The following is a 14755-nucleotide window of genomic DNA, read 5'->3' as shown; positions in this document are numbered from 1 at the left end:
AGTGGCTGGTGGCGCCGCCCGAGCATTAGAAAACGTTCTCTAGTTTTGCCGACTACAATAAAATACCGGCAACGCAAACTCGGGACGTTCACATGGTAAAGAAGTTGAAGGGCAATGAAGACCAGCAAACCGCCGACGTGGTCCGCATGTCCTCGCAGGAGATCTGGCAGGCCGGCCTGAGCGCCTTCGCCAAGGCGCAGGAAGAGGAGGGCAAGTTCTTTTCCATGCAGCTGTTCGAGGAGCGCGTGCTGCGCGCGCTGAGCTCGATCGGCGTGCCGACCGCCGCCGAGGTCGCGGCGCTGAACCGGCGTATCGATGAACTGACCCTGCAGGTGGCCGCGCTGCGTGCGGCGGAAAAGCTGAAGAATAGCCGGCGTTAGGCCGGTTTGGCCGTATCTTGCGGCATCAGCCCGGCATGTGCGCGTAAAAGCACGCACGGATGTTTCTAAGATTGTCTCATCGGTGTTATGCTTGCAGGAGAATAAACAGAGGTCTCCTTGCTATGCTACAAAAAGCACCCCGCCGTACCCGCGAACGCATACTCGAACTATCGCTGCGCTTGTTTAACGAATTCGGCGAACCCAACATCACCACCACGGTGATCGCCGAGGAGATGAATATCTCGCCGGGGAATCTGTACTACCATTTTCGTAACAAGGACGACATCGTCAACTCGATCTTCGTACAGTTCGAGGCCGAGATCGAGCGCATCCTGACCGTGCCCAACGGCCGCCGCTCGAACATCGAGGACGTCTGGCTGTACCTGCACCTGATGTTCGAACTGATCTGGCGCTACCGCTTTTTCTACCGTGACCTCAACGACCTGCTGTCGCGCAACCGCAAGCTGGAGCTGCACTTCAAGCAGATCCTGGCGCACAAGATCAAGGTCGCCAAGCAGCTGTGCGAAGACCTGCGCAGCGAAAAATCGCTGGAAGCCTCCGACACCGCCATCGACGCCATGGCCACCAATATGGTGGTGGTGGCCACGTATTGGCTGTCCTACGAATACGTGCGCAATCCGCGCAAATACAGCGAGCAGCAATCGATGGCCGACGCCCTGGCGCGCGGCTGCTACCAGGTGCTGTCGCAGATCGGTCCGTACCTGCGCAACGAAACCAGTTTGCTGTTCCAGAAACTGTCCGAAGAATATCTGAAAAAGCTCAAGTAGGCTGACGGAGACTGCCATGGCGTGGAACCCCTTTCCCTACCCTGATCCCGCATACCAGTACACGCCGGCCAGCCTGGAAGCAGCCTGGCCGGTGCTGCATGGCGGTGACCAGGAGCCGTTCCCGGCCCATCCCCTGCTGGTGCAGGCCTGGATCGCCTTCCACGCCGGCGAGTTCGAGCGGGCCGCGCGGCTGGGCCTGGACGTGGGCGTGAACGGCTACTCGGTGGCGCACAAGGCCATCTGCATCTACGCGCATTACCTGGAGCGCAGCCCGCAGAAAAAGCTGGCCACCTTCGAGTGCGTGGCCGAGCGCTGCGAACGCCAGCAGCTGGAGCAACCCGGCAACCCGTCCGGCTACTACTGGCATGCGTACGCGCTGGGCCAGTATTCGCAAGGGATCTCGGTGGTCAAGGCGCTGGCGCAGGGACTGGGCGCCAAGGTGCGCAACAGCCTGGACACGGCGATCCGCCTGGCGCCGCAGCGCGCCGACGCGCACATCGCGCTGGGCGTCTACCACGCCGAGATCCTCGACAAGGTGGGCGCCATGATCGGCGGCCTGACCTATGGCGTGAAAAAGGACGAATGTTATAAACAGTTTCAGCTCGCATTGACGCTGACGCCGGAGTCGGCGATTGCCCGGGTCCGCTATGCGCGTGCGATGATGATGCTGGAAGGTAAACGGAAGCAGGCCGAAGCACAGAGCCTGTGTGAGCAAGCAGCCCGCTGCCCCGTCCACGATGCGATGGAGCGGCTCGACTTGGACGCGGCCAAACGAGAACTGGAAGAGGAAAAACAGTAGTGAAAGCTATTTGCGTGTATTGCGGCGCCAACGCCGGTGTCAATCCTGTGTATGCCGAAGCGGCCCGCGCCCTGGGCCGGGCCCTGGTGGCGAACAACCTGTCGCTGGTCTACGGCGGCGGCAATGTGGGCCTGATGGGCACCATCGCCGATGAAGTGCTGCGCATGGGCGGCGAGGTGACGGGCGTGATCCCGACCGCGCTGGTGGAGCGGGAAGTGGGTCACACCGGCCTGACGCGCCAGTTCATCGTCAAGGACATGCATGAGCGCAAGGCCATGATGGCCGAGCTGGCCGACGGCTTCATCGCCATGCCGGGCGGCATGGGCACGCTGGAGGAGCTGTTTGAAATGCTGACCTGGTCGCAGCTGGGCATCCATGCCAAGCCGGTCGGGCTGCTGAACGTCGATGGCTTCTATGACGGCTTGACCGGGTTCATCCAGCACGCCAGCGCGCAGGGCTTCATCCGTCCGCAGCATGCGGCCCTGATGATGTCCGCGCCGGAGCCCGAGGCCTTGCTGCAGCTGCTGAAGGCGTAAGCCCGCGCGGAAAGATAAATATTTTTCCGGGACCGATCCGTTTTGTCGCGGTTCGTCGTCTTACAGAGTACAGGCCCGATTGGCGGGCCTGCCCAAGCTGAGAGACGAACCATGACTACCTTGATGATCCCCCTGACCGTCGACCCCGCCAACCAGAGCCAGGTGTTGGACATGTTGCGGGACAATATACACACCGTGATCCGCACGCTGGACGGCTGGATTTCCACCGACCTGGTCGCGAGCGCGGATGGCGCGCGCATCGTCATCCATTCCCAATGGCGCGACCCGGCCGCGGTCGCGGCGATGCGGGCCGACCCGCGCATGGTGGCCTACTATCCAAAACTCGCTGCCTTTGCTACGATCGACGCGATCATGGGCGACGTCGTCCATGCGGCCAAGGCTTAGACAGGCGCACCAGCTATGGACGATGTAGTGCTTGAAAAACTGCTCGGCGAAATGCGGCCCAGGCTGCATCGCTATTGCGCCCGCATGAGCGGGTCGGTGATGGACGTCGAGGACATCGTCCAGGATGCGCTGGCGAAGGCCTTTGCTGCCCGGGCATCCTTCGGCGGGCTGGAAAATCCCCAGGCCTGGCTGTACCGGATCGCCCACAACGCCGCACTGGATTTCCTGCGGCACCGCGCGCGCATCCCGCCGATGGAGGATGAAGAGGAACTCGCCGCCTTGTCATCGCCCGAAGCGCCCGACCCGGAGATCGCCGCGAGCTGCCTGCGCAGCTTCATGCGGCTGCCGCCGTTGCAGCGCAGCGCGGAGATATTGAAGGACGTGCTGGGCCACACACTGGAGGAGGCTGCTGCCATCGCCGGCTCCAGCGAGCCTGCCGTCAAGTCGGCGCTGCAGCGCGGGCGCGAACGGCTGCGCGCCGTTGCCGGCGAGCCCGCCTTGCCCGGCATCGATGACGCCACCGGCGCGCGTCTGCTGGCCTACGTGGATGGTTTCAAGACCGGCGACTTCGACACGGTGCGCGCAATGCTGGCCGAAGATGTGCAGCTGGAGCTGGTGACCAAGCTGCGCCGCAGCGGCAAGCACGACGTCGGCGACTACTTTGGCGCCTATGCCGCGGCCGTGCGCTGGGTGTTTGCCGCGGCCCTAGTGGAGGGCCGCGCCGGGATGCTGGTGTTCGACCGCGAGGTGGCGCTCGATACGCCGGCTTATTTCGTGGCGCTGGAATTCGCGGGCGGCCAGGTCGCCGGCATCCGCGACTTCCTGTATGCGCGCTACGCGATGGACGGGCTGGAGATTACGCCGCTTGACTCCAGAGACGATTGCCCGACTGGTCCAGCTCGGTGAGATAGAGGCGCAGGTCGAATTCGTATTGGTGGTAATTCGGCTCCATGTACGTGCACAGCTTGTAGAAGGCCTTGTCGTGCTGCTTCTCCTTGATGTGGGCCAGCTCGTGGACCGCTATCATGCGCAGAAACTCAATCGGCACTTCCTTGAACAGCGTCGCCACGCGGATCTCGTGCTTGGCCTTGAGCTTGCCGCCCTGGACCCGCGAGATGGAGGTGTGCAAGCCCAGCGCGTGATTGATCACGTGGATCTTGCTGTCGTACTCGACCTTGTTGATCGGCTCGGCGTTGCGCAAATGCTCATTTTTCAAATCCTGCACATACTGGTACAGTGCCTTGTCGGTGCGCAGCTCGTGCGCCTTGCTGTAGCGCTTGAGCAGCACTTCGCCCAGACGGTTCTGGGCCAGTAGTTGCGACACTTGCTGCTGGGTTTGCTCGGAATAGGCGCTGAGGTACTTCAGGGAGGACATGGCGGGGCACGGCGGGAAAGAATCGAGGCGTGACTGTACCACACACACCCGGCGGACCTCCTCATTTGAAAGGGCTAGCTATGCAGGTAACACGTATCGTGACCAATATCGCCACGGTGGACATCGAGGCCGCCAAGGCGTTTTATTCCGGCGTGCTGGGTTTGGCGGTGGTCATGGACCACGGCTGGATCGTGACCCTGGCGGGCGACGGGCAGGCCGCGCCGCAGATCAGCTTTGCGTCCGAAGGCGGGTCGGGCACGCCGGTGCCCGACCTGTCGATCGAGGTGGACGACCTGGAAGAAGTCCACCGGCGCCTCGTCGCCGCGCGCCTTCCGCTCGAATATGGCCCCGTCAGCGAGCCGTGGGGCGTGCGGCGCCTGTTCGTGCGCGATCCGTTTGGACGCTTGCTGAACATCCTCTCGCATGACTAGCCCAGCTGTTCCTCGATGGAGCGGGTCTTCGCGGTAACCGTGGCGCCGGTGTGCAGCGTGGCTTGCTTCTCGATCAGCATGAGCAGGCATTCCTGTTCCGCCACCGGATTGTGGCGCACGCCTTTCGGCACCACGTAGGCCTGACCCTCGGACAGTTCGACCGCGCCGTCGTCCAGCTCGATGCGCAGACTGCCTTTGAGGATGAAGAACAGTTCGTCTTCGGCGTCGTGGCTGTGCCAGGCCAGCGAGCCCAGCACTTTGGCGACCTTGACGTAGCTGTCATCCAGTTCGGCGATCACGCGCGGCGACCAGTGTTCGGTCAGCGCGGCGGCGCTGGCGGCGGGGGATATTGCTGGTTTCATGGCGGCTCCTGTGGGACGGTGGAGTCGCCACTGTAGCGGCTTGGGCGTGGCCGGTCTTGAACGTTTGTGCGCCAGGGAAGGTCATGCGCGCCGGTTCAGCCGCAACCAGCGGCCCGGCGCAATGCCGTAGGCGGCGACGAAATGACGGGTCAGGTGGGGCTGGTCGGCAAAGCCGGCGTGGGCCGCGCAGTCGGCCAGCGGCAGGCCTTGCAGCATGAGCCGGCGCGCCAGTTCAAGCCGGCGCAAGGTCAGGTAGCGGTGCGGGCTGGTGCCGAAAAAACGCCGGAAGTCGCGCGACAGGCTCCAGCGGTCGCGGCCGCTGGCTTGCGCCAGCTGGTCCAGCGTCAGCGGCGAGAGCAGGGCGTCGTGGATGTGTTCGCGGGCGACTTGGGCGGCGCGGAAGTCGCCGCCCGGCAGGTCGGGCTGGCCGGCCAGCTGGCGCAGCGCGGTGGCGATGTCGACCAGCGCATCGTCGCGCTCCAGCGAGCCGGGCGCGGCGTCGAAATTGTCCAGCAACCCGCGCGCCGCCCTGACCAGCCGGCGGTCGCCGGACACGCCGCCGTCGATGAACGGCAGCGGCGCGCCGCCCAGCACTTGTTGCAGCAAGGCCGGCGCCAGGTAGGCGATGCGGTAGTGGAAACCGTCGTCGGTGCCGGCCTGGCCGTCGTGCACTTCGTCGGGATGCAGCACCAGCGCCTGCCCGGACAGGCTGTGGCGCATGGCCGAGCGGTAACGGAAAGATTGTACGCCCGCCATAGTCAGGCCGATGGCGTAGCTGTCATGCCGGTGCGCCCCGTATGCCGCCCCTTGAAAGTAGGCCTCGACCAGGTCGACACCCTCGGATTGGGGCCCGCGCCGCAACCAGTCCGTGCCGTGACGCGGCGAGCCGTCGTTGAAGTACCCCATGTCAATTCCTTCCAAAATCGATGGCCATAGACCGCATAGTCATTTCTGCATAGCGCAGTATGCCCCACATCGCTATATAATCGAGTTTATTACGGATTTGTTGCTTAAAGGGAAGATGATGCGGGCGTTGAAACTTGGGGTGGTGCTGATGCTGGCGGCGACGGCCGCGTCGGCGACGGAGATCACGGTATCGGCCGCGGCCAGCCTGACCAATGCGTTCAAGGAAATCGGCGCGGCCTACGAGAGGGAGCATGCGGGCGACAAGCTGTTGTTCAACTTTGCCGCCTCCGATCCGCTGGTGCAGCAGATCGCCAAGGGGGCGCCGGTCGACGTGTTCGCCTCGGCCGACCAGGACGCGATGGACAAGGCCGACGGCCTGAAGCTGCTGGCCGCCGGCAGCCGCAGGAACTTCGCCCGCAACAGCTTGGTGCTGGTCACGCCGCTGGCCGCCACCTTGCCGATCAAGGGCATCGCCGACCTGCGGCAGGCCGCCGTCACCCGCGTGACGATGGGCAATCCGGCCAGCGTGCCGGTGGGCCGCTACACCCGGCATGCGCTGGAGCAGGCCAGGCTGTGGACGGCCGTCGAACCCAAGGCCATCTTCGGCACCTCGGTGCGCCAGAGCCTGGACTATGTGGCGCGCGGCGAAGTCGATGCCGGCTTCGTCTACGCCACCGACGCCGCCGTGATGAAGGACAAGGTGAGGGTGATCGCCGCCGTGCCGACCGATACCCCGGTCAGCTACCCGATCGCGGTGATCGCCGCCGGCCCGCAAGCGGCCGCCGGCCGCCGCTTCGCCGATTACGTGTTGTCGTCCAGCGGCCAGGCGATCCTGGCCAAGTACGGCTTCGGCCGTCCGTAAGCGGTGGATACGCTGCTTGCCGAACCGGCGTGGATCGCGCTGCGGCTGTCGCTGAAGGTGGCGTGCTGGGCGACCTTGCTGGACCTGGTGCTGGGCGTGGCGCTGGGCTACCTGCTGGCGCGCAAGCGCTTTCCGGGGCGCGAGCTGCTGGACGCGTTGCTGACCTTGCCGATGGTGATGCCGCCCACCGTGCTCGGCTACTACCTGCTGGTGGTGATCGGCCGTCATGGCGTGATCGGCGCGTGGTTGCAGCAGGCCTTTGGCATCAACCTGATTTTCACCTGGCAGGCGGCGGTGATCGCGGCGGCCGTGGTGGCGTTTCCGCTGGTGCTCAAGGGCGCGCGCGCGGCGTTCGAGGCGGTCGACACGCAACTGGAGCAGGCCGCCAGGGTGCTGGGCATTGCGCCGTTCGGCGTGTTCCTGCGCGTGACGCTGCCGCTGGCCTGGCGCGGCGTGCTGGGCGGCACCTTGCTGGCGTTCGCGCGCTCGATGGGCGAGTTCGGCGCGACGCTGATGGTGGCCGGCAGCATTCCCGGCAAGACGCAGACGCTGTCGATCGCCGTGTACGAGGCCGTACAGGCCGGGCAGGACGACAGCGCCAACCTGCTGGTGATCATCACATCCGTGGTCTGCATCGTGGTGCTGGTCGCGGCCAACAAACTGACGCCTAACCGCAATCCACAGGCCTGAACATGCAAATCCATATCGACATCGTCAAGACCCTGCGCTCCGGCGCGCGCACCTTCGAACTGCGTGCAAGGCTGGCATCGGACAGCCGGCGCATCGTCATCCACGGTCCGTCGGGCGCGGGCAAGAGCTTGCTGCTGAGGGCGGTGGCCGGCCTGATGACGCCGGACAGCGGCCGCATCGACGTGGCCGGCCGCAGCCTGTTCGACAGCGGCAAGGGCATCGACCTGCCGCCGCAGCAGCGGCAACTGGCCTATCTGTTCCAGGACTACGCGCTGTTCCCGCACCTGAACGTGCGGCAAAACATCGCCTTCGGCTTGCAGCGCGGCTGGCGCAATCCGCTGGCGCACGCGGATGGCGAGGCGATCCGCCACTGGCTGCAGGCTTTCGAACTGGAGCATGTGGCGCAGCAGTTCCCGCATGAACTGTCCGGTGGCCAGCGGCAGCGGGTGGCGCTGGCGCGCGCGCTGGCGCCGGAGCCGGCGGCGCTGCTGCTGGACGAACCGTTCGCGGCGCTGGACCCCGGCCTGCGCGAACGCATGCGCGGCGAGCTGGACGCGCTGCAGCGCCGCCTCGACATTCCGATGATACTGATCACCCACGATGCCGAAGACGTGCGCGCTTTCGGCGAACATGTGCTGCGCATGGAGGATGGCAACGTGGCCGACGTCAGGGCCCTGGAGCAGGTGGCGCGCAATGAAGACTGAAGCACACGGCATGGCATTGCAGGGCAATGTATGGCTGACCGTCGGCGGCCAGAAGCTGGGCGGGCAGGACCGGATGGCGCTGCTGGCGGCCATCGCGGAGCACGGCTCGATCACGGCGGCGGCCAAGGCGGTCGGCATGAGCTACAAGGGTGCGTGGGACGCCATCGAGGCCATGAACAACCTGGCCGGCGAGCCGCTGCTGGAGCGCGCGGCGGGCGGCAAGGGCGGCGGCGGCACGCGGCTGACGGCGCGCGGCGCGCAGCTGGTGGAAAATTTCCGCAAGATCGACGAGGAGCACCGCAAGTTCGTCGCGCATCTGAGCAGCCAGTCGCACGCGCTGGCCGACGATTTTTTGCTGATACAAAGGATGAAGATGAAGACCAGCGCGCGCAACCAGTTCGGCGGCAGGGTGGTGGCGTTGAAACAGGGCGCCGTGAACGACGAGGTGACGCTGGAGATCGCCGGCGGCGAGCGTATCGTCGCCACCATCACGCGCGACAGCTGCGACAGCCTGGGCCTGGTCATCGGCGCCGAGGCGTTCGCGCTGGTCAAGGCCTCGTCGGTGATCGTGGTGACGGAAATGGGCGAGGCCCGGTTTTCCGCGCGCAACCGCTTGTCCGGCAAGGTCACGCGCGTGGTGGTGGGCGCCGTCAACACCGAGGTCAGCATCGAATTGCCGGGCGGCGCCGCGATTGCCGCCATCGTCACCCGCGACAGCGGCGAAACGCTGACGCTGCAGGCGGGCATGGACGCCACCGCCATTTTCAAGGCGTCCAGCGTCATCCTCGGCACGCCGGCCTGATCAGGTATCGAACTGGGCGAAGCGCGCCGGTGTGAAGCATGTCCACGCACAGCGAGGGCGCCAGATGGACCGTGTGGCCCCCCCGGCTTGAGCGTGTTGCCGTGCGCGATATTGGCCCGATTGCGATACTACTTGTCTGTCGCCAGTTAGTCAGGATGTGAATTTTCTGGCAATCTAGGACTTTAGTCTATAGCAAGGAATTAGCATGACTGCAATCGATACCGAAGAAGTTCTGGCGCTGTTGCGCGAGGCCGGCGCCGATCTGTGCGAGACCTTCTGGCGTGACGAACCCGTGTTGGAGGTGGACGAGATGATGGTGGCGCTGCGCCGCATCGACGGCGCCGCCAACGCGCGGCTGAAACGGGCGCTGGGGCGCTTGTATCCCGCCATCGGCTGGATGGAGGACGAGATGGGCGGCACCGAGGCGGAGGATGCGGAAACCGCCGCCCTGGCCGAGCGCGGCGAGTACTGGATCTGCGCCGCCATCGACGGCGCGGACCAGTTCCTGCGCGCGATGCCGAGCTGGGCCATGTCGCTGACGCTGATGCGCGAAGGCGTGCCGGTGTTCAGCGCCATCTTCGACGCCGTGCATGACGAGATGTTCCATGCGGCCTGGGGCGAGGGCGCCTTCCGCAATGGCGAGCGCCTCCGTGTCAACGGCGGCGCCAGCCACTACCAGGGCATCGTTGCCACCAGCCAGCCGCCGTTTGCCGGCCGCGACCGGCGCGCGGTGCGCCAGGCCGGCGCCGCCTTGCGCGCCATGCTGCCCGATGTGGCGGCGGTGCGCAACCTGGGCGCGACTTCGCTGCAACTGGCGTATGTGGCGTGCGGCCGCCTCGATGGATTCTGGCAATTCGGCGATGACGGTTTCCATTGCATCGGCGGTGCGCTGCTGGTGCGCGAGGCCGGCGGACACGCGACCCAGATCGATGGCAAGCCTTACGAGCTGGGTGCGTTCAGCCTGGCCGCGGCGGCGCCGGCCGCGCATGCCTGCATGCTGCTGCGGTTGCAGGAAGCGCTGGCGGCCTAGGCGGGTGCGTGTCCGCACCCGCCGGCCGCCGGTTGGTTTAGTTCAGTGGTTCAGCGCTCGGCGACCTTGCCGCCTTGCTGGCTGCCTCCCTTGGATGATTGTTCGGACCCGGCGCCACGCGTGCCGTTGGCGGCGTTTTTCTCGGCGTTGGCGCGGGCCGCGGACTGCCGGCTTTCCCCACCTTTGCGGCCGATTTGCGCCATGTGCTCGCGGTCGCGGCTGACCGCTTCGCCGCCTTTCTGGCCGGCCCGGCGCGCTTCTTCCGAATCGAATTCGTGGGCCGTGCCTTTTTGGTGAGCCGCTTGTCCGCCCTTGCTGGCAATGGCGCGTTGGGTTGCTTCGTCCATCGCCGCAAAGCCGCGCTTGGCCGTGCCTTTCGGCTTGCTTTGATCGTTACCTGAATTGCTGGCCATAAGACCTCCTCATGAGTGTTATGAAATTCCGTCAGGGTTCCCCGAGCAGCCAGCCCTGAAGCCGGCTGCTCTGCATGGTTAGAGATTTAACATTGACGAAAGTTCCACAAAGAAGGCGATTAATGGCGCAGTTCGCTGGCCATCTGGTATTTGGACATCTGTTCCGCGGCGCGCGCGGTCTGCTCCGAGGCCTGGTGCATGAATTCCTCGGCCACCTCGTTGGCCGCGCGGCGCACCGCCGGCATGTGGGTGGCGGCCGTTTGCGCCAGGCTGGAGTTGGCGCGGCTGAGGATCTCGACCAGGTGGTGCTGGTAGTTTTGCAGCGACGCCGCGCCCGGGGTCAGCTGCGCGCTGACGGCGGCGCCCAGTTGCGAGGCGTCCTTGCTGGCCATTACCCGTTGGGTGTTGCCGCCGATTTCGGCGATCAGGTCGCGGCCCAGCTGCATGTTCAGTTCGCTCAGGCTTTGCAGGGCCTCCAGCGTGCGCTGGGCCATGTCGGTGTACAGCGTGATCAGGACTTCGATGTGCGATTTGATCGCGGGGGAGATGGTTTGGGGGAACATGGTTCTTCCTCGTCGTGGACCTTCAATAAAAAACGCCGGGCTTGCGGCCCGGCGGTGTGTGCAGCCGAAGGATAGACGCGGCTTGTTCCGAAAAGTTCCCTGAATTTATTCGGTGGCCACTTGCAGCACCAGCTTGCCGAAGTTCTTTCCTTCGAACAGCATGTTGAGCGCCTGCGGGAACTGCTCCAGGCCTTGCACGATGTCTTCCTTGCTCTTGACCTTGCCTTCCTTCATCCACTTGCCCAACGCGGCGACGCCCAGGTGGTAGCGGTCGGCGTAGTCGAACACGACGATGCCTTCCATGCGCGCGCGGTTGACCAGCAGCGCCAGGTAGTTGGCCGGGCCCTTGACCGGCGTGGTGTTGTTGTACTGCGAGATGGCGCCGCAGATGACGATGCGCGCCTTCAGGTTGATGCGGGTGAGCACGGTGTCGAGGATCTCGCCGCCGACGTTGTCGAAGTAGACGTCGACGCCGTTCGGGCAGTGTTCCTTCAGGCCGTCCTTGACCGAGCCGCCCTTGTAGTCGATGCAGGCGTCGAAGCCCAGTTGCTTGACCACGAAGTCGCACTTGTCCTTGCCGCCGGCGATGCCGACCACGCGGCAGCCCAGCTGCCTGGCCACCTGGCCGACCGTCTGGCCCACCGCGCCGGCCGCGCCGGACACCACCACCGTCTCGCCGGCCTTGGGCTGGCCCGATTCGATCAGGCCGAAGTAGGCCGTCATGCCCGGCATGCCCAGCGTGTTGAGGTAGGTGGGCAGCGGCGCCAGCTTGGCGTCGACCTTGTGGAAGCCGTGGCGCTTGTCGCCGGCCGGGCCGACCCAGTAGCGCTGCACGCCGGTGCCGCCCTGCACATGATCGCCCACCGCGAAGTCCGGCGACTTCGACGCCACCACCACGCCCACGCCGCCGGCGCGCATCACCTCGCCGATGCCGACCGGCGCGATGTAGGATTTGCCTTCGTTCATCCAGCCGCGCATGGCCGGATCGAGCGACAGGTACAGCACTTTGACCACGATCTCGCCGTCGGCCGGTTCGCGCACCGGTTCGCTGACCTGCTGCCAGTCGCTGTCCTTGACCATGCCGACCGGACGGGCCGCCAGGCGGAATTGAAGATTGGTCTCGTTGATAGTCATTTTGTCTCCTCAGGTGTGGGGTGTGACGGACAATATATCTTAAATTGAACGATCGTGCTATTTTTACGGTCTGCGCCCAGCCGTGCGACAATACCGGCCTTGTTAGTCCTATAACGATGGTGGATATGAGCAATCCCGAATACATTTTGACACTCTCTTGCCTGGACCAGCGCGGTATCGTGCATCGCGTGTCGGGCTTCCTGGCCGATCACGGCTGCAACATCATCGACTCGGCCCAGTTCGGCGACAGCGAATCGAAGCTGTTCTTCATGCGCGTGCACTTCGCGCTGGAAGACCGCAACGTCAACGACGACCTGCTGCGCGCCGACTTCGGCCTGCTGGGCGCGGAGATGAAGCTGGACTGGGAACTGCGCGACGCCCACTACAAGCCGCGCGTGATGCTGATGGTGTCGAAGATCGGCCACTGCCTCAACGACCTGCTGTTCCGCTACAAGAGCGGTTTGCTGCCGGTGGAAATCCCGGCCATAGTGTCCAACCACATGGACTTCTACCAGCTGGCGGCCAGCTACAATATTCCGTTCCACCACCTGCCGCTGGCGGCCGGCGCGCCTACGGCGTCCAAGCTGGCGCAGGAAGCCAAGATCATCGAGCTGATGAACTCGCACAACATCGACCTGGTGGTGCTGGCGCGCTACATGCAGATCCTGTCGCCGGGGCTGTGCACGGCGCTAAAGGGCAAGGCGATCAATATTCACCATTCCTTCCTGCCGAGCTTCAAGGGCGCCAAGCCGTACGCGCAGGCGCACCACCGCGGCGTCAAGCTGATCGGCGCGACCGCGCACTTCGTCACCGGCGACCTGGACGAAGGTCCGATCATCGAGCAGGACGTCGAGCGTGTCGACCATTCGATGGACGCGGAGACGCTGTCCGCCATCGGCCGCGACGTCGAGTGCGTGGTGCTGGCGCGCGCCGTGAAGTGGTTTGTCGAACACCGCATTTTGCAGAACGGCGACAAGACTGTCGTCTTCAAATAATTAACCTGAGATTCACCGATGGCCCTCAAAGCAACAATTTACAAAGCCGACTTGCAGATCGCGGACATGGACCGCAACTTCTACGAGACCCAGTCGCTGACCTTGGCGCGTCACCCGTCCGAGACCGACGAGCGCATGATGGTGCGCCTGATCGCCTTCGCGATCCACGCCAACGAAGCGCTGACCTTCACCAAGGGCCTGTTCGACGTCGAGGAGCCGGACCTGTGGCAGAAGGACCTGACCGGCGCGATCCAGCTGTGGATCGAAGTGGGGCAGCCGGACGAGAAGGTGATCCTGAAGGCCAGCGGCCGCTCGGAGCACGTCTACGTCTACAGCTACGCCGCGACCAGCCACATCTGGTGGAAGGCGCTGGCCAACAAGGTCGAGCGCTGCAAGAACCTGACCGTGATCAACCTCGACGCCGACGCCACCGAGCAGCTGTCCAAGATGGCCCAGCGCAGCATGCAGCTGCAATGCACGATCCAGGACGGCCAGATCTGGCTGACCGACGGCACCACCACGGTTGAAGTCGGCCGCGAGACCTTCAAGGGCGAGCGTTGATATAAGGTTGTTATAATCCTTCGATGAAAAAAATCCTCTACGCATTGCTGCTGGCCGCGCCGCTGGCTTCGGCCCAGGTCGAAGTGCGCGACGCCTGGATACGCGCCACCGTGCCGGCGGCCAAGTCCACCGGTGTGTTCATGCAGCTCAAGTCGAAGCAGGGCGGGCAGCTGGTGGAAGTGCGCTCCAGCGTGGCGGGCGTGGCGGAAATCCATCATATGGAGATGGATGGCCAGATGATGAAGATGCACGCCGTGCCGTCGCTGGACTTGCCGGCCGGGCAGAGCGTCGACCTGGCCTCCGGCGGCTATCACGTGATGCTGATGGATTTGAAGCGGCAGTTGAAGGAAGGCGAGACCGTGCCGGTCACGCTGGTGATCCGCAAGAAGGGCAAGCAGACCGAGACCGTCGCCATCGATGTGACGGTCAAACCGCTGACGTACACACCACCGAAAGGGCAGTGATGAAAACGACTTCCACCATGCTGGCGCTGGCTTTCTCTGCCGCGATGCTGGCGCCCGCGGCGCAGGCGCACGTGACGCTGGAACAAGGCACCGGCCTGGCCGGCAGTTTCCAGAAGCTGACTTTCCGTGTCGGCCACGGCTGCGAGGGCGCCGCCACCACCGGCCTGGTCGTATCGCTGCCGGAGGGCGCTTCCAGCGCCAAGCCGATGCCCAAGGCCGGTTGGAAGATCAACGTCGGCACCAACGGCGGCGTGCAGGAAATCAGCTGGAAGGGCGGCCCGCTGCCGGACGCTTATTTCGACGAGTTCGTGGTGCAGGTCAAGCTGACCGGGCAGCCGGGCAAGCTGTACTTCCGCGTCGTGCAGCAGTGCGACAAGGTCAACGTGGCCTGGGACGAGATCCCCGGCGACAGCGCCGTCAAGCTGAAGGCGCCGGCACCGGTGCTGGAAGTGCTGCCGGCGCCGACCGGCACGGCGCAGCACCAGCATTGAGCGCTTTTACCCCGCACTGCCAAGCGGGGTCTGACCCCGTACGGGGTCAGACCCCTAAGTGGTG

Annotated in this window: 22 protein-coding genes; 16 read left to right on the top strand and 6 right to left on the bottom strand. The window is 64.8% G+C overall.

The features are described 5' to 3' along the window. Positions 1-92: 92 nt before the first annotated feature. The 6 genes from ACEN9O_RS30080 to ACEN9O_RS30055 all read left to right on the top strand — a co-directional run bounded on the left by ACEN9O_RS30080 (position 93) and on the right by ACEN9O_RS30055 (position 3814). On the top strand, positions 93-380 hold the full coding sequence (locus tag ACEN9O_RS30080; RefSeq protein WP_495615437.1) for a phasin family protein: 288 nt from the start codon (positions 93-95) through the stop codon (positions 378-380). A gap of 122 nt (positions 381-502) precedes the next feature. Then, positions 503-1168: a TetR/AcrR family transcriptional regulator gene (locus tag ACEN9O_RS30075; protein WP_008446927.1), complete on the top strand. Its 666-nt coding sequence runs from the start codon at positions 503-505 to the stop codon at positions 1166-1168. Between the two features lie 16 nt (positions 1169-1184). Then, positions 1185-1967 (top strand): hypothetical protein, encoded by a 783-nt coding sequence (locus ACEN9O_RS30070; protein ID WP_495615436.1) that lies wholly within the window; start codon positions 1185-1187, stop codon positions 1965-1967. Further along, the gene (locus ACEN9O_RS30065) at positions 1967-2503 is read left to right on the top strand and encodes an LOG family protein (protein ID WP_495615435.1); all 537 of its coding nucleotides are present in this window, start codon (positions 1967-1969) and stop codon (positions 2501-2503) included. The genes ACEN9O_RS30070 and ACEN9O_RS30065 overlap by 1 nt, the downstream gene beginning before the upstream one ends. A 111-nt stretch (positions 2504-2614) precedes the next feature. Continuing rightward, positions 2615-2908: an antibiotic biosynthesis monooxygenase gene (locus ACEN9O_RS30060; RefSeq protein WP_495615434.1), complete on the top strand. Its 294-nt coding sequence runs from the start codon at positions 2615-2617 to the stop codon at positions 2906-2908. Between the two features lie 15 nt (positions 2909-2923). After that, complete coding sequence (locus ACEN9O_RS30055; RefSeq protein WP_495615433.1) at positions 2924-3814, top strand: sigma-70 family RNA polymerase sigma factor; 891 nt, start codon at positions 2924-2926, stop codon at positions 3812-3814. Here ACEN9O_RS30055 and ACEN9O_RS30050 read toward each other — a convergent pair. After that, on the bottom strand, positions 3765-4283 hold the full coding sequence (locus ACEN9O_RS30050) for a YgjP-like metallopeptidase domain-containing protein (RefSeq protein WP_495615432.1): 519 nt from the start codon (positions 4281-4283) through the stop codon (positions 3765-3767). The two genes, ACEN9O_RS30055 and ACEN9O_RS30050, sit on opposite strands and share 50 nt — an antisense overlap. A gap of 80 nt (positions 4284-4363) precedes the next feature. Between ACEN9O_RS30050 and ACEN9O_RS30045 the strand changes: the two genes are divergently transcribed. Next, entirely contained in the window at positions 4364-4714 is a 351-nt protein-coding gene (locus tag ACEN9O_RS30045; protein WP_495615431.1) for a VOC family protein, read from the top strand. On the opposite strand, the gene ACEN9O_RS30040 is transcribed toward ACEN9O_RS30045, so the two are convergent. Next, on the bottom strand, positions 4711-5076 hold the full coding sequence (locus tag ACEN9O_RS30040) for a cupin domain-containing protein (RefSeq protein WP_495615430.1): 366 nt from the start codon (positions 5074-5076) through the stop codon (positions 4711-4713). The genes ACEN9O_RS30045 and ACEN9O_RS30040 overlap by 4 nt on opposite strands. Positions 5077-5157: 81 nt before the next feature. Beyond that, positions 5158-5982 (bottom strand): AraC family transcriptional regulator, encoded by an 825-nt coding sequence (locus ACEN9O_RS30035; RefSeq protein ID WP_495615429.1) that lies wholly within the window; start codon positions 5980-5982, stop codon positions 5158-5160. Positions 5983-6100: 118 nt separating this feature from the next. Here ACEN9O_RS30035 and modA point away from each other — a divergent pair, with 118 nt between their 5' ends. The 5 genes from modA (at position 6101) to ACEN9O_RS30010 (ending at position 10070) form a co-directional block, all read left to right on the top strand. Then, positions 6101-6844, top strand: a complete 744-nt coding sequence (gene modA / locus ACEN9O_RS30030; RefSeq protein WP_495615428.1) for a molybdate ABC transporter substrate-binding protein — start codon at positions 6101-6103, stop codon at positions 6842-6844. A gap of 3 nt (positions 6845-6847) precedes the next feature. Then, positions 6848-7534: a molybdate ABC transporter permease subunit gene (gene modB, locus ACEN9O_RS30025; RefSeq protein ID WP_495615427.1), complete on the top strand. Its 687-nt coding sequence runs from the start codon at positions 6848-6850 to the stop codon at positions 7532-7534. A gap of 2 nt (positions 7535-7536) precedes the next feature. Next, the gene (locus ACEN9O_RS30020; RefSeq protein WP_495615426.1) at positions 7537-8238 is read left to right on the top strand and encodes an ABC transporter ATP-binding protein; all 702 of its coding nucleotides are present in this window, start codon (positions 7537-7539) and stop codon (positions 8236-8238) included. Then, the gene (locus tag ACEN9O_RS30015) at positions 8228-9040 is read left to right on the top strand and encodes a TOBE domain-containing protein (RefSeq protein ID WP_495615425.1); all 813 of its coding nucleotides are present in this window, start codon (positions 8228-8230) and stop codon (positions 9038-9040) included. The genes ACEN9O_RS30020 and ACEN9O_RS30015 overlap by 11 nt, the downstream gene beginning before the upstream one ends. Before the next feature lie 205 nt (positions 9041-9245). Then, a complete protein-coding gene (locus ACEN9O_RS30010) occupies positions 9246-10070 on the top strand; it encodes an inositol monophosphatase family protein (protein ID WP_495615424.1) in 825 nt (274 codons plus the stop codon). A gap of 50 nt (positions 10071-10120) precedes the next feature. On the opposite strand, the gene ACEN9O_RS30005 is transcribed toward ACEN9O_RS30010, so the two are convergent. The 3 genes from ACEN9O_RS30005 to ACEN9O_RS29995 all read right to left on the bottom strand — a co-directional run bounded on the left by ACEN9O_RS30005 (position 10121) and on the right by ACEN9O_RS29995 (position 12180). Then, entirely contained in the window at positions 10121-10483 is a 363-nt protein-coding gene (locus ACEN9O_RS30005; RefSeq protein ID WP_495615423.1) for a KGG domain-containing protein, read from the bottom strand. Positions 10484-10602: 119 nt separating this feature from the next. Further along, a complete protein-coding gene (gene phaP, locus ACEN9O_RS30000; RefSeq protein WP_495615422.1) occupies positions 10603-11046 on the bottom strand; it encodes a TIGR01841 family phasin in 444 nt (147 codons plus the stop codon). 105 nt (positions 11047-11151) lie between these two features. Continuing rightward, positions 11152-12180 carry an NADP-dependent oxidoreductase gene (locus ACEN9O_RS29995; protein ID WP_495615421.1) on the bottom strand — a complete coding sequence of 343 codons (1029 nt, stop codon included), beginning with the start codon at positions 12178-12180 and terminating at the stop codon, positions 11152-11154. A 125-nt stretch (positions 12181-12305) separates the two neighbouring features. On the opposite strand from ACEN9O_RS29995, the gene purU reads away from it, so the two are divergent. The 4 genes from purU to ACEN9O_RS29975 are packed head-to-tail and all read left to right on the top strand — an operon-like array spanning position 12306 to position 14691. Further along, on the top strand, positions 12306-13175 hold the full coding sequence (purU, locus tag ACEN9O_RS29990; protein ID WP_495615420.1) for a formyltetrahydrofolate deformylase: 870 nt from the start codon (positions 12306-12308) through the stop codon (positions 13173-13175). 18 nt (positions 13176-13193) lie between these two features. Further along, positions 13194-13736: a YaeQ family protein gene (locus ACEN9O_RS29985; RefSeq protein ID WP_008446962.1), complete on the top strand. Its 543-nt coding sequence runs from the start codon at positions 13194-13196 to the stop codon at positions 13734-13736. 23 nt (positions 13737-13759) lie between these two features. Continuing rightward, positions 13760-14200: a copper chaperone PCu(A)C gene (locus ACEN9O_RS29980; protein WP_495615419.1), complete on the top strand. Its 441-nt coding sequence runs from the start codon at positions 13760-13762 to the stop codon at positions 14198-14200. Next, complete coding sequence (locus ACEN9O_RS29975) at positions 14200-14691, top strand: YcnI family copper-binding membrane protein (RefSeq protein WP_495615418.1); 492 nt, start codon at positions 14200-14202, stop codon at positions 14689-14691. Before ACEN9O_RS29980 ends, ACEN9O_RS29975 begins: the two co-directional genes overlap by 1 nt. The last annotated feature ends 64 nt before the right edge of the window (positions 14692-14755 follow it).

It is taken from the genome of Duganella sp. Dugasp78 (assembly GCF_059491455.1).
Note: the sequence above shows the minus strand (reverse complement) of the source record. Positions and strands in the feature narration are given on the sequence as shown.